Raw genomic sequence first — 12,691 nt, 5'->3', positions numbered from 1 at the left:
CCCCCACCCCACCCGCCCCACCAGCCGCGCCCCGCTCAGCCTTTCCCCGGAAACGCCTCCACCAGCCGGGGCGGGGCCGCCTGTTGCCAGGAGTCCACGAGGATGTCCCGCAGTTCGGTCCTGTCCTCCAGGGCGGCGAGTCGCACCCGTACCCAGGCGGAGGCGGCCTCGTGCGGCGGTACCCAGAACTTCTCCGGTTCCGCCGCGATCAGCTCCTGCCGCTCGTGGATCGGACAGCGCACGGCGAACGATGTCTCGTCGTCGGGGAGCGTGACGAACATCTTCCCGGCTACCCGGAAGGTGGGCATGCCCCAGGCCAGCTTCTCCGTGGTCTCCGGCAGGGCCAGGGTGATGCGGCGGACGTCATCGGAGTCGGTCATGGTCACCACGTTAGACAACACCGGAGGCCGAATGCGAACACTCGTTCCCTTTGCCTCGTGATCCCCTGGAGCCACTGGCGATCTCTCCAGCAGCCGCCGTTGGCCTCCGGTGGACACCGGTACGGGGGCCGGCGGCGACGCCGGTGCCGACCCCCGTACCGGCACCGGCACCAACCCCGGCCGCGTCCCCGCCCGGCATTCCCGCCCCGCGTCCGCCCCCGTTACTCCCGCCCGGCGGACGTGAACGTCATGTCCGCGTATCGCGGCCCCGCGACCTGGGCGGCGATCGGCTCCAGGAGTGCCAGGTCCTGTTCGCTCAGCTCGATCCGGGTCGCGGCGGTGTTCTCCTCGACGCGGCTGCGCTTACGGGTGCCGGGGATCGGCACGACGGCCAGTCCGTGCCCCGCCGCCTGCTGCTGCACCCAGGCCAGGGCGATCTGGCCGAGCGTGGCGTCGTGCGCCGCGGCGACCCGGCGGACCGGCTCCAGCAGCGCGGCGTTGGCGGTGGCGTTGGCGCCGGTGAAGCGCGGCTGCTGACGGCGGAAGTCGCTCGCGTCCAGTTCCTTGTCGGCGTTGACGAAGGCGCCGGTCAGAAAGCCCCGGCCGAGCGGCGAGTACGGCACGAAGCCGACGCCCAGCTCGGCCGCGGCGGCCACCACGCCGTTCTCCACGTCCCGGCTGAACAGCGACCATTCGGACTGCACCGCCGCGATCGGGTGCACCGCCTGCGCCGCGCGCAGTTCGGCGGCGGTCACCTCGCTCAGCCCCAGGTGCTTGACCTTGCCCTCGGCGACCAGTTCCGCCATCGCGCCGACCGTCTCCTCCAGGGGGACGGCCACATCGCGCCGGTGCATGTAGTAGAGGTCGATCTCGTCCACGCCGAGCCGCTGGAGGCTGTCCTCGACGGACCGGCGGATGTAGGGGCGGTCGTTGCGGATGGTGCGCTTGGACGGGTCCTCCGGGTCCACGGAGAGCGCGAACTTGGTGGCCAGTACGACTTCGGCGCGGTTCGCCCGGATGAAGGGCGCGATGAACTTCTCGTTCTCGCCCGCCCCGTACACATCGGCGGTGTCATAGAGCGTCACACCGAGCTCCAGCGCGCGCTCCAGTGTGGCCCGCGCCTCGTCGGCGTCGGTCGGTCCGTAGGCGAAGCTCATGCCCATGCAGCCGAGGCCCTGCACCCCGACGCGGGGGCCGCCCGTGCCCAGTTCGACCGTCTTGATCTTCTCGCTACCCATGGAGACCACAGAACCTCTCGGACGCCCGTCGGGCGTCGGCATAGACGTCGATCTTGTAGTCGAGCACATCCAGCGTGCTCTGCAACTCGGCGATGCGCCGCCGTACGTCGTCACGATGTGCCGTCAGCAGCGCCTCGCGCTCGGCGGCGGTACCTTCGCCCGCGCGCACCAGTTCGGCGTAGCGGACCATGTCCGCGACCGACATACCGGTCAGCCGCAGCTTGGTCACCAGGCCCAGCCAGTCCAGATCGCGGTTGGTGAAGCGGCGCTGCCCGGTGTGGGTGCGGTCCACGTGCGGCATCAGGCCGATCCGCTCGTACCAGCGCAGGGTGTGGGCGCTCAGCCCGGTGTGTTCGGCCACCTCGCTGATCGTGTAGCGGTCCTGGCCGGCCGGCCGCGGGTGGACCGGTGGCGGTCCGCAGCTCTGCACCCGTGTGCTCCCCGGCCGCCCGGCCGCCACCGTGTCGTCCAGCACAGCTTCGCTCTGCGTCACCGTCATGGCCGCGTCTCCCCTTCTCCCACGTCTCCCTCTCGACCCACCGGGTCCCCCTCGACATCGTCGACAACCGCAACGCTAGAGACTTCGAGTGCACTCCAAGCAAGCACCGGCCGGCCCGGCGGGGGCGGGCGTTAGGCTCGGGACATGCTGAGCCTGCGGATGATCGAGAACTGGCCGGTGCCCACCGTTGCGGCCGCCGTCGTACGAGCCGATGGCACGGTGGCCGGATCGTACGGCCCCCAGGACCATCGCTTCCCGCTGGCGTCCGTCACCAAGCCGCTGGCCGCCTACGCCGCCCTGGTGGCCGTGGAGGAAGGCGCCGTCGAGCTGGACGACGCGGCCGGACCCGAGGGGTCCACGGTCCGCCATCTGCTCGCCCACACCTCGGGGCTGGCCTTCGACGAGCCGCGCACGATGGCCGAGCCGGGCACCCGCAGGCTGTACTCCAACGCCGGTTTCGAGGCGCTCGGCGACCATCTCACCAAGGCGACCGGCATACCGTTCCCGCAGTACGCGCACGAGGCGGTGCTGGAGCCGCTCGGCATGACCTCCACCACACTGGCCGGCTCGCCCGCCAAGGACGGCGTCTCCACGGTCGCGGACCTGATCCGGTTCGCCGCCGAACTCCAGGCACCGCGGCTGCTGGCCCCGCAGACGCTCGCGGCCGCGACCTCGGTGGCCTTCCCCGGTGTCACGGGTGTCCTGCCGGGCTACGGCCACCAGCGGCCCAACGACTGGGGACTGGGCTTCGAGATCCGCGACGGCAAGTCGCCGCACTGGACGGGCGCCGCGTCCTCACCGCGCACGTTCGGCCATTTCGGGCAGTCCGGCACGTTCCTGTGGGTGGACCCGGACGCCGGGCGGACGGCCGGGAGCACCCCGGGCGCGGCCTGCGTCGTGCTGACGGACCGGGCCTTCGGGCCGTGGGCCGTCGAGTGCTGGCCGCCGCTGACCGACGCGGTCCTCGCCGAGCTGCGCTGAGCGGGGGGCCGGGCGGCCCGTCTCCGCACCGCCCCGGCACGGCCGTCATCCGTACGCGGGTTCCGGCCCCATCTCCCAGATCAGGCACTCCGCGGCGGCCGGTGCCCGCAGCTCCAGCTCCGCCCCGCCGGTGATCCGCGCCGCGTCCCCGGGCCCGAGCCGCTCCCCGCCGAGCAGCACCTCACCCCGCACCACGTGCACATACACCCGCGCCGCGGCCGGGACCGCGGTGCGCGCGCCGCCGGTCAGCCGCCGTACGTGCAGCAGCGCACCGGCCCGCGGCACCGCGTACGGCGTGCCGTCGGCGATCCCCCGCACCACCTCGTACGCCGGCTCCCCGCCGAACTCGGCGGGCGCCAGCCACATCTGCACGAACCGCAGCGGCCGCGCGGCGTCGTTGCGTTCCTCGTGGCGCACCCCGCCGGCCGCGCTGAGCCGTTGCAGATCCCCGGGTCGTACGGTCGTCTCGTGGCCGGCCGTGTCGCGGTGCGTCAGCTCGCCCTCGACGACCCAGGTGACGATCTCCGTGTCGCGGTGCGCGTGCTCGTCGAAGCCCGCGCCGGGCGCCAGCCGCTCCTCGTTACAGGCGATCAGCGCGCCGAAACGGAGATTGTCCGGGTCGAAGTGCGGCCCGAAGGAGAACGCGTGCCGGGACGCGATCCCGGTGTCCGTGCCGCCGCCCCGATAACGCTCCGCGCCCCTGTACACCCGAATCATCGGTCCACCGTAGCCCCGCCGCGTCACCTCCCCGTCCCCATAGGGCAGGCTTGTCCCGTGTCTGAACCCGCACCGCGCGCCCCTCACCCGCACTCCGCGACCCTCCGCCGCCTGGAGAAGTCGTCCGGCAAGCTGGCGGCCGGCGCCATCGCCCGGATGGACGCCACGCTGCCGTGGTACCGCGCGATGCCGCCGGAGAACCGTTCCTGGATCGGCCTGGTGGCGCAGGCCGGTATCGCCGCGTTCACCGAATGGTTCCGGCATCCCGAGACGCCGCAGGCCATCAGCACCGATGTGTTCGGTACCGCACCGCGCGAGCTGACCCGGGCGATCACCCTGCGCCAGACCGTGGAGATGGTCCGGACGACCATCGAGGTCATGGAGTCCGCGATCGACGATGTCGCGGCGCCCGGCGACGAGTCGGCGCTGCGGGAGGCGCTGCTGGTCTACGCCCGGGAGATCGCCTTCGCCACCGCGCAGGTCTACGCCCAGGCCGCCGAGGCGCGCGGCGCCTGGGACGCCCGGCTGGAGTCGCTGGTCGTCAACGCGGTGCTCTCCGGGGAGGTCGACGAGGGCGCCGTCTCGCGCGCCGCCGCGCTGGGCTGGAACTCCCCCGAACATGTCTGTGTGCTGCTCGGCACCGCCCCCGACGGGGACAGCGAGCTGACCGTCGAGGCGATCCGGCGGGCCGCCCGGCACGCCAAGCTCCAGGTGCTGACCGGTGTGCTGGGCACCCGCCTGGTGGTGATCGCGGGCGGCTCGGACAATCCGCTCAAGGCGGCGAAGTCGCTGATCGGCCCGTACGCGGCGGGCCCGGTGGTGGCCGGCCCGGTCGTCTCCGACCTGCTCGCCGCGACGCGTTCCGCGCAGGCCGCGGCCGCCGGACTGCGTGCCTGCGCGGCCTGGCCGGACGCGCCGCGGCCGGTCCTGGCGGACGATCTGCTGCCGGAGCGCGCGATGGCCTCGGACCCGGTCGCGCGCGAGCAGTTGGTGGAGGAGATCTACAGACCGCTGGAGGAGGCGGGGTCGGCGCTGCTGGAGACGCTGAGCGTCTATCTGGAGCAGGCGAGCAGTCTGGAGGGCGCCGCGCGGATGCTCTTCGTGCACCCCAACACCGTGCGCTATCGGCTGCGACGTGTGACTGACGTCACCGGCTGGTCACCATCCGATGTGCGCTCCGCCTTCACTCTGCGTATCGCGCTGATCCTGGGGCGCCTGGCCGGCGGTGAGGCGCAGCTCTAGACTTTTGTCGAACATGAACAATTCCCCCGATGGTTCTTCGTCCCTGTCCCCACGGGCGGGCGGGACCTCCCGCAAGAGAGAGTGTGAGGGTGCTCGTACTCGTCGCTCCCGGCCAAGGCGCTCAGACGCCCGGCTTCCTGACCCCTTGGCTCGACCTTCCCGGTGTCGAAGACCGGCTCCGTGAGTGGTCGGCCGCCATCGACCTGGACCTGGTCCATTACGGCACGAAGGCCGACGCGGACGAGATCCGTGACACCGCCGTGGCGCAGCCGCTGCTGGTCGCCGCCTCCCTGGTCAGCGCCCGGCAGCTGTTCGCGGCGCCGGAGGACTTCGCGGCCGGGGTCGGCGCCGCGGCCGGCCACAGCGTCGGCGAGCTCGCCGCCGCCGCGCTGACCGGCGTGCTCCCTGACCTGGCCGCGATGACGCTGGTCCGCCGGCGCGGGCTGGCCATGGCCGAGGCCGCGGCCGTCACCGAGACCGGTATGGCCGCGCTGCTGGGCGGCGACGAGGCCGAGGTCCTCCCGCATCTGGAGAAGCTGGGCCTGACGGCGGCGAATGTGAACGGCGCCGGCCAGATCGTGGCCGCGGGCACCGCCGAGCAGATCGCCGCGCTGGTCGAGGACAAGCCGGCCGGCACCCGCCGGGTCGTCCCGCTGAAGGTCGCCGGCGCGTTCCACACGCACCACATGGCGCCCGCGGTCACGGCCCTGGAGTCCGCCGTCGCCGAACTGCCGGTCGCCGACCCGCACACCCGCTACGTCTCCAACAAGGACGGGCAGGTCGTCGCCTCCGGCCAGGAGCTGGTGCGGCGGCTGGTGGGCCAGGTGGCCAACCCGGTGCGCTGGGACCTGTGCATGGAGACCTTCAAGGAGCTCGGTGTCACCGCGCTCGTCGAGGTGAGCCCCGGGGGCACGCTCGTGGGCCTGGCCCGGCGCGCCCTGCCCGGCGTGCAGACTCTCGCCCTGAAGACGCCCGACGACCTCGACGCGGCCCGCACGCTGATCGCCGAGCATTCCGCAATGGCCGAATAGGAGCCCGAAGCGCATGACCTCGAAGATCAAGCCCGCGAAGGGTGCCCCGTACGCACGGATCATGGGTGTCGGCGGCTACCGCCCGACCCGTGTCGTGCCCAACGAGGAGATCCTCAAGCACATCGACTCGTCCGACGAATGGATCCGTTCGCGGTCGGGCATCGCGACCCGCCACTGGGCGGGCCCGGAGGAGACCGTCGCCACCATGTCGGTGGAGGCGTCCGGCAAGGCGATCGCCGATGCCGGGATCACGCCCGAGCAGGTCGGCGCGGTGATCGTCTCCACCGTCTCGCACTTCAAGCAGACCCCGGCCATCGCGACCGAGATCGCGCACCGCATCGGCGCCGACAAGCCGGCCGCGTTCGACATCTCGGCGGGCTGCGCGGGCTTCGGCTACGGCCTGACCCTGGCCAGGGGCATGGTCACCGACGGCGCCGCGGAGTACGTCCTGGTGATCGGCGTCGAGCGGCTCTCGGACCTGACCGATCTGGAGGACCGCGCGACGGCCTTCCTGTTCGGCGACGGCGCGGGCGCGGTGATCGTCGGCCCCGCCAAGGAGCCGGCCATCGGCCCGACCGTCTGGGGCTCGGAGGGCGACAAGGCCGAGACCATCAAGCAGACCGTGGCCTGGGACGCGTACCGTACGACTCCGGTGCCCGGTGGCGACGGCCCGCACGAGCGCACCGCGCCCGAGGAGATCCGGTACCCCGCCATCACGCAGGAGGGCCAGGCGGTCTTCCGGTGGGCGGTGTTCGAGATGGCGAAGGTCGCCCAGCAGGCGCTGGACGCGGCCGGCGTCAGCCCGGAAGACCTGGACGTCTTCATTCCGCACCAGGCCAATATGCGGATCATCGATTCGATGGTGAAGACTCTGAAGCTGCCGGAGAGCGTCACGGTCGCCCGTGATGTGGAGACCACCGGCAACACCTCGGCCGCCTCGATTCCGCTCGCCATGGAGCGGCTGCTGGCGACCGGACAGGCCAAGAGCGGCGACACCGCGCTGGTCATCGGCTTCGGGGCGGGTCTCGTCTACGCCGCGACGGTCGTTACCCTCCCCTAGGCAGGATCTACGCAGCGCCGCACGTCCCCGGACGTGGTGACCGCTGTACGGAACTTCACCGAATAACGCATTTTCCCCCTAGAAGACCGAAGGAGCGCCACTCATGGCCGCCACCCAGGAAGAGATCGTCGCCGGTCTCGCCGAGATCGTGAACGAGATCGCCGGGATCCCCACCGAGGACGTCCAGGTGGACAAGTCCTTCACCGACGACCTGGACGTTGACTCGCTGTCCATGGTCGAGGTCGTCGTCGCCGCCGAAGAGCGCTTCGACGTGAAGATCCCGGACGACGACGTCAAGAACCTCAAGACGGTCGGCGACGCCACCTCGTACATCCTCAAGCACCAGAGCTGATCCAGCTCCCGCGCATGTCGCCACCCCGCGGTGGCGCCGTCGATTCAGACCCCTCTACCCGTGGAGTAAGAATTCCCGTGAATGCGACCAATCGCACCGTGGTCGTCACCGGTATCGGCGCAACCACACCGCTGGGTGGCGACAGCGCTTCGACCTGGGAAGCCATGCTCGCCGGCCAGTCCGGTGTGAGCAGTCTCGACCAGGACTGGGCCGCCGAGCTGCCCGTCCGCATCGCCGCTCAGGCCGCTGTCGACCCGAGCGAGATCATCCCCCGGCCGCAGGCCCGCAAGCTGGACCGCTCGGCGCAGTTCGCGCTGATCGCGGCCCGCGAGGCCTGGGCCGACGCCGGTTTCACCGCCAAGGCGGGCGAGGACCCGTCGGTCGACCCCGACCGGCTCGGCACCGTCATCGCCTCCGGTATCGGCGGCGTGACCACCCTGCTCGGCCAGTACGACGTGCTCAAGGAGAAGGGCGTCCGCCGCGTCTCCCCGCACACCGTGCCGATGCTGATGCCCAACGGGCCGTCCGCCAACGTCGGCCTGGAGGTGAACGCCCGCGCGGGTGTGCACACCCCGGTCAGCGCCTGTGCGTCCGGCTCCGAGGCCATCGGCTACGCCATCGAGATGATCCGTACGGGCCGCGCCGACATCGTCGTCGCGGGCGGCACGGAGGCGGCCATCCACCCGCTGCCGATCGCGGCGTTCGGCAACATGATGGCGATGTCGAAGTCCAACGACGACCCGCAGGGCGCCTCCCGCCCCTGGGACACCGCGCGGAACGGCTTCGTCATGGGCGAGGGTGCCGGCGTGATCGTCCTGGAGTCGGCCGAGCACGCCGCCAAGCGCGGCGCCCGGGTCTACGCCGAGGCCGTCGGCCAGGGCGTCTCCGCGGACAGCCATGACATCGTGCAGCCCGAGCCGTCCGGCAACGGCATCGCTAAGGCGCTGCGCAACCTGCTCGACTCCAACGACCTGGACCCGGCCGAGATCGTGCACGTCAACGCGCACGCCACCTCGACCCCGCAGGGCGACCTCGCCGAGCTGAAGGCGCTGCGCAAGGCGTTCGGCGACGATACCGATCACATGGCGATCTCCAGCACCAAGTCGATGACCGGCCACCTCCTGGGCGGCGCGGGCGGCGTGGAGTCGGTCGCCACGATCCTGGCGCTGTACCACCGCGTGGCGCCGCAGACGATCAACATCGAGAACCTCGACCCCGAGATCGACGTGGACATCATCCGCGACGAGCCCCGGAAGCTGCCCGTCGAGGGCCGGATCGCGGCACTGAACGACTCGTTCGGCTTCGGTGGCCACAACGTCGTCCTGGCGTTCCGCTCGGTCTGACCGGCCGCAGTACACCGTCCGCCGCCCGTCGGCCCCCAGTGCGGGGCCGGCGGGCGGCGGCGTTCGTGCCCCGCAGGCGGCGTCCTAGCCGGTGAAGCTGGCGAAGTACGCGGCGGCGCCGTCCTCGCCGCCGTGGCCCGCCGCGGACGCCCGCCGCAGCCGCTCCGCGACCGCCGGCATCAGGTCCGTCCGCACCCCCGCCTGCCGCGCCGCCTCGGTGATCAGCCGGGCGTCCTTGCCCGCGGCGTCGACCGTGAAGCTCGCCGGGTACGTGCCGGAGAGCACCATCTCCGCCTTCGTCCGCAGATACGGCAGATCCAGCGTGCCGCCGGCGATCACGTCGAGGAAGGCCCGCGGGTCCGCGCCGAGCCCCTCCGCCAGCGCCAGGGACTCCCCCACGCCTCCGATGACGGTGAGCACCCAGCTGTTGACGACGAGCTTGAGGCGGCTGGCGGCGCCGCCCGCGGCGTCGTCGCCGACCCACACGGTGCGCGAGCCGACGATCCCGAAGATCCGCTCGGCCGCCGCCCGGATCTCCTCGGGCCCGGCCGCGAGCACCGTCAGCCGCCCCTTCTCCGCGGGCAGTCTGGTGCCGAGGACGGGCGCGTCCACGAGGTCGAGGCGGTGCTCGGCGGCGAACGCGGCGAGCGGGGCGAGGCCGTCGACGCCGACCGTGCCCATCTGGAGCCAGAGCAGCCCCGGACGGAGTGCGCCGCGCGCCTGCCGTAGGGCGTCCAGCGCCGCCGGGCCGTCGAGCAGCATGGTCAGCACGGCGTCCGCGCCGTCCACCGCCTCGGCCGGGGTGTCCATGACGCGGACCCCGTCGGCGGCGAGCGGTTCCGCCTTGGCGCGGGTGCGGTTCCAGGCGCGGACGTCGAGTCCGGCCCCGGCGAGGTTGCGGGCCATCGCCGCGCCCATGATGCCGGTGCCCAGCACCGCTACTGAGGGGGTGCCGGCGGCGGTGCCGCCGGGAGAAGTGTTGTCGGCCATGACGCGCACGCTAGGCGGTGGAACCGGCTCGCGGGGCACCGTGGCGGGCGTGTCCCGGCGACCGTGCCCCGGTCGCACTCCGCCGGCGCACGCCCGCGCCGGAATCCGGGCGGGGCGGGCGCCACGACGTCGGCATGCCCTGGGGCCTGTCGTCACCTTCCCGTCCTCGGGCGACAACGGGAAGGTGCCGACAGGCCCTAGACGACCTGGTGGAGCCAGCGGACCGGGGCGCCCTCGCCGGCGTACCGGAAGGGCTCCAGTTCGTCGTCCCAGGGCTTGCCGAGCAGTTTGGAGACCTCGGCGGCCAGTTCGGTCTCGCCGCTCGCGGCGCGGGCGAGCGCGGCGCGCAGCCGGTCCTCGGGGATGAGGATGTCGCCGTGGATGCCGGTGACGGCGTGGAAGATCCCCAGTTCGGGGGTGGCGCTGTAGCGCTCGCCCTCGGCCGTGGCGCACGGCTCCGCGGTCACCTCGAAGCGCAGCAGATGCCAGCCGCGCAGCGCGGAGGCGAGTTTGGAGGCCGTGCCCACCTCGCCCTGCCAGGAGAACTCGGCTCTCCAGGTGCCGGGGGACGCCGGCTGGCGGATCCAGTCGAGATTGACGCGCACACCGAGGACACCCGCCACGGCCCATTCGACATGCGGACAGAGCGCGCGCGGAGCGGAGTGGACGTACAGGACTCCACGTGTCGTCACCGGGACCTCCAGTGCGGTTCGAGGTTCACCTTCCCCAGCGGCCTCGTACCCGTTCCGGATGCGGCGGGGACAGCTGCTGGCATTCTGCCCCAGTGGTCACTCCAGCACCACCATGACGAGGTGACCTACAGTAAACACCACTGGGCGCAATTTGCCGTAAAAGGGACAGGAAATGACGTGAGGTAATTTATCTGTACCGACCGCGTCAAGCACTCCGCGTCACCGCCTGGCAGGCATGGGGGCAAAGCTACCGCGCGGTGCGGATCCCGGTGGTGACGTACCGTCGGTACCGGAAGACATATCACCCACCGGCCGGAGGGGACAGGCCATGGCCCGGACCGATCGACCCGTGCGCGCCCGGCGTCGTGGCACCGCTCCGCGCACCTGCCTCGCCTCGGTCACCGCCGCCCTCCTGTTCACTCTCGCGGGCTGCACGGCAAACGACGGCGCCGGCACCGCGGCCAAGCGGCCGTCCCCGAAACCGGCGCCCGTCTGGCGTACCGACCCCGGGTCGGTCGCGGCGCTCGGCGACTCCATCACCGTCGGCTTCGACGCCTGCTCGGCGCTCGCCGACTGTCCCGAGGTCTCCTGGGCCACCGGCACCGACCCCACGGTCGACAGCGTCGCCCGACGGCTGGTCAAGAACCCCGCCACGGACAGCTGGAACTACGCCAGGACCGGCGCGCTGATGAGCGATCTGCCGGGCCAGGTGGCGCAGGCCACCGCGCGCAGACCCGCCTTGGTCACGGTCCTGATCGGCGCCAACGACGCGTGCCGCAGCAGTGTGGGGGCGATGACCCCGGCGGCCGATTTCCGGGCCGGTTTCGAGACGTCGATGAAGGAGCTGCGGCGCGCCCTGCCGCACACCCAGGTGTATGTCGCGGCGGTGCCGGATCTGCTGCGGCTGTGGTCGGAGGGGCGCAAGAACCCCCTGGGCAAGCAGGTGTGGAAGCTGGGGATCTGCGGGTCGATGCTGCACGATCCGGACGATCTGACGAAGGCCGCGGCGGACCGGCGCGCGACGGTGCGGGAGCGGGTGATGGCGTACAACTCGGCGCTGGCGGACGTGTGCCGCAAGGACGCGCTCTGCCGGTTCGACCAATCGGTCTTCGACTACCGCTTCACCGGGGAGCAGTTGAGCACCTGGGACTGGTTCCACCCGGGCACCCGCGGACAGCGGGAGCTGGCGGCGCTGGCGTTCCGCGCGATCACCCGCGAGGAGCCGCGGCGGTAGCACCCGCGGGCCTGAGGGCCGGTCCGGCCCCCGCCGGCGGGCTGCGGTCCTCTCCGGGACTCCCCTAAGGGCCGGGCGGGCAAGTTCATCCTCTTCGGGGACGCCCCGTGGCGCGCCGGAGCCCGAGGATGGGTGTCGAAGGGTTCCGCATTCACGGGGAGACAACTGACCATGGCTCGCTTCCGCACATCCCATCTCGTCCTGTCCGGCGCGGCGATGTCCGTCCTGCTGACCGGCTGCTCCCTGACGGCGACGTTCGGCCCGGCGAAGCGGGCGGAGCGTACGTACGGAGTGGATGGCAAGATCACGGCCCTGTCGGCGACGACGCACGGCGGGGACATCGAGGTCGTACCGGTCGACGGCGGCGGTTCGGTCAAGGTGACGGAGAAGTACGAGTACAGCAACGACAAGCCGAACCCCGAGCACAAGGTCGAGGACGGCACGCTCACCCTGAAGGCCCCCGACTGCCCCATGGGGGAACGCTGCACGGTGCACTACAAGGTGCTGCTGCCGCGCACCGCCTCGGTCGATCTGCACACCAGCGGCGGGGACATCACCGTCCGCGGCACATCCGGTGCCGTCACCGCCAAGACCAGCGGCGGGAACGTCACCCTCGTCGACTCGGCGGCCCGCACCGCGCAGGTGACGACCAGTGGCGGGGATGTGGACGCCGGCTTCACCACCGTGCCCGACGACGTATCGGGGAAGACCAGCGGCGGCGATGTCACCATCCGCGTGCCGAAGGGCTCGTACGCGGTCGACGCCTCGACCAGCGGCGGCACCCGCAAGGTCACCGTCCCCACCGACGAGTCGTCCCGGCACAAGGTCGCCGCGCGGACCAGCGGCGGCGATGTGACGGTGCGGGAGCTGGGTTCCTGAGCGGCGGCGGTCCGGCCCTCTGTCGTCCCGGGGCACCACCGGCTTTACTCGCC

At 72.0% G+C, this 12,691-nt stretch carries 14 protein-coding genes; 8 read left to right on the top strand and 6 right to left on the bottom strand.

The window, feature by feature from the left end; translation table 11 throughout:
- Positions 1 to 35: 35 nt before the first annotated feature.
- The 3 genes from IH09_RS27340 to IH09_RS27330 all read right to left on the bottom strand — a co-directional run bounded on the left by IH09_RS27340 (position 36) and on the right by IH09_RS27330 (position 2,117).
- Positions 36 to 380: an MmcQ/YjbR family DNA-binding protein gene (locus tag IH09_RS27340; RefSeq protein WP_052860161.1), complete on the bottom strand. Its 345-nt coding sequence runs from the start codon at positions 378 to 380 to the stop codon at positions 36 to 38.
- Between the two features lie 221 nt (positions 381 to 601).
- Positions 602 to 1,618, bottom strand: coding sequence for an aldo/keto reductase (locus IH09_RS27335; RefSeq protein ID WP_052860153.1), 1,017 nt, complete (start codon positions 1,616 to 1,618; stop codon positions 602 to 604).
- Entirely contained in the window at positions 1,611 to 2,117 is a 507-nt protein-coding gene (locus tag IH09_RS27330; RefSeq protein WP_052860152.1) for a MerR family transcriptional regulator, read from the bottom strand. The genes IH09_RS27335 and IH09_RS27330 overlap by 8 nt, the downstream gene beginning before the upstream one ends.
- 144 nt (positions 2,118 to 2,261) lie before the next feature.
- On the opposite strand from IH09_RS27330, the gene IH09_RS27325 reads away from it, so the two are divergent.
- On the top strand, positions 2,262 to 3,098 hold the full coding sequence (locus IH09_RS27325; RefSeq protein WP_052860151.1) for a serine hydrolase domain-containing protein: 837 nt from the start codon (positions 2,262 to 2,264) through the stop codon (positions 3,096 to 3,098).
- Between the two features lie 45 nt (positions 3,099 to 3,143).
- On the opposite strand, the gene IH09_RS27320 is transcribed toward IH09_RS27325, so the two are convergent.
- Positions 3,144 to 3,815: a pirin family protein gene (locus IH09_RS27320; protein ID WP_190233429.1), complete on the bottom strand. Its 672-nt coding sequence runs from the start codon at positions 3,813 to 3,815 to the stop codon at positions 3,144 to 3,146.
- A gap of 57 nt (positions 3,816 to 3,872) precedes the next feature.
- Between IH09_RS27320 and IH09_RS27315 the strand changes: the two genes are divergently transcribed.
- The 5 genes from IH09_RS27315 (at position 3,873) to fabF (ending at position 8,843) form a co-directional block, all read left to right on the top strand.
- Positions 3,873 to 5,057: a PucR family transcriptional regulator gene (locus IH09_RS27315; RefSeq protein WP_052860149.1), complete on the top strand. Its 1,185-nt coding sequence runs from the start codon at positions 3,873 to 3,875 to the stop codon at positions 5,055 to 5,057.
- Between the two features lie 89 nt (positions 5,058 to 5,146).
- On the top strand, positions 5,147 to 6,088 hold the full coding sequence (locus IH09_RS27310; protein ID WP_052860148.1) for an ACP S-malonyltransferase: 942 nt from the start codon (positions 5,147 to 5,149) through the stop codon (positions 6,086 to 6,088).
- 13 nt (positions 6,089 to 6,101) lie between these two features.
- Positions 6,102 to 7,148, top strand: a complete 1,047-nt coding sequence (locus IH09_RS27305; protein WP_052860147.1) for a ketoacyl-ACP synthase III — start codon at positions 6,102 to 6,104, stop codon at positions 7,146 to 7,148.
- A 103-nt stretch (positions 7,149 to 7,251) separates the two neighbouring features.
- Positions 7,252 to 7,500, top strand: a complete 249-nt coding sequence (locus tag IH09_RS27300) for an acyl carrier protein (RefSeq protein ID WP_052860146.1) — start codon at positions 7,252 to 7,254, stop codon at positions 7,498 to 7,500.
- A gap of 77 nt (positions 7,501 to 7,577) precedes the next feature.
- A complete protein-coding gene (gene fabF / locus IH09_RS27295) occupies positions 7,578 to 8,843 on the top strand; it encodes a beta-ketoacyl-ACP synthase II (protein ID WP_052860145.1) in 1,266 nt (421 codons plus the stop codon).
- 84 nt (positions 8,844 to 8,927) lie between these two features.
- Here the strand turns inward: fabF and IH09_RS27290 are convergent, their stop codons facing one another.
- Positions 8,928 to 9,833 carry an NAD(P)-dependent oxidoreductase gene (locus IH09_RS27290; RefSeq protein ID WP_052860144.1) on the bottom strand — a complete coding sequence of 302 codons (906 nt, stop codon included), beginning with the start codon at positions 9,831 to 9,833 and terminating at the stop codon, positions 8,928 to 8,930.
- A 197-nt stretch (positions 9,834 to 10,030) separates the two neighbouring features.
- Positions 10,031 to 10,525, bottom strand: a complete 495-nt coding sequence (locus tag IH09_RS27285; RefSeq protein WP_052860143.1) for a DUF3145 domain-containing protein — start codon at positions 10,523 to 10,525, stop codon at positions 10,031 to 10,033.
- A 328-nt stretch (positions 10,526 to 10,853) separates the two neighbouring features.
- On the opposite strand from IH09_RS27285, the gene IH09_RS27280 reads away from it, so the two are divergent.
- Entirely contained in the window at positions 10,854 to 11,759 is a 906-nt protein-coding gene (locus IH09_RS27280) for an SGNH/GDSL hydrolase family protein (protein ID WP_052860142.1), read from the top strand.
- 171 nt (positions 11,760 to 11,930) lie between these two features.
- Entirely contained in the window at positions 11,931 to 12,638 is a 708-nt protein-coding gene (locus IH09_RS27275; protein WP_052860141.1) for a DUF4097 family beta strand repeat-containing protein, read from the top strand.
- The last annotated feature ends 53 nt before the right edge of the window (positions 12,639 to 12,691 follow it).

It is taken from the genome of Streptomyces celluloflavus (genome assembly GCA_000720995.1).
Classification (GTDB): Bacteria; Actinomycetota; Actinomycetes; order Streptomycetales; family Streptomycetaceae; genus Streptomyces; species Streptomyces celluloflavus.
The sequence above is the reverse complement of the archived record's forward strand: the minus strand, read 5'-3'. Positions and strand labels throughout refer to the sequence as shown.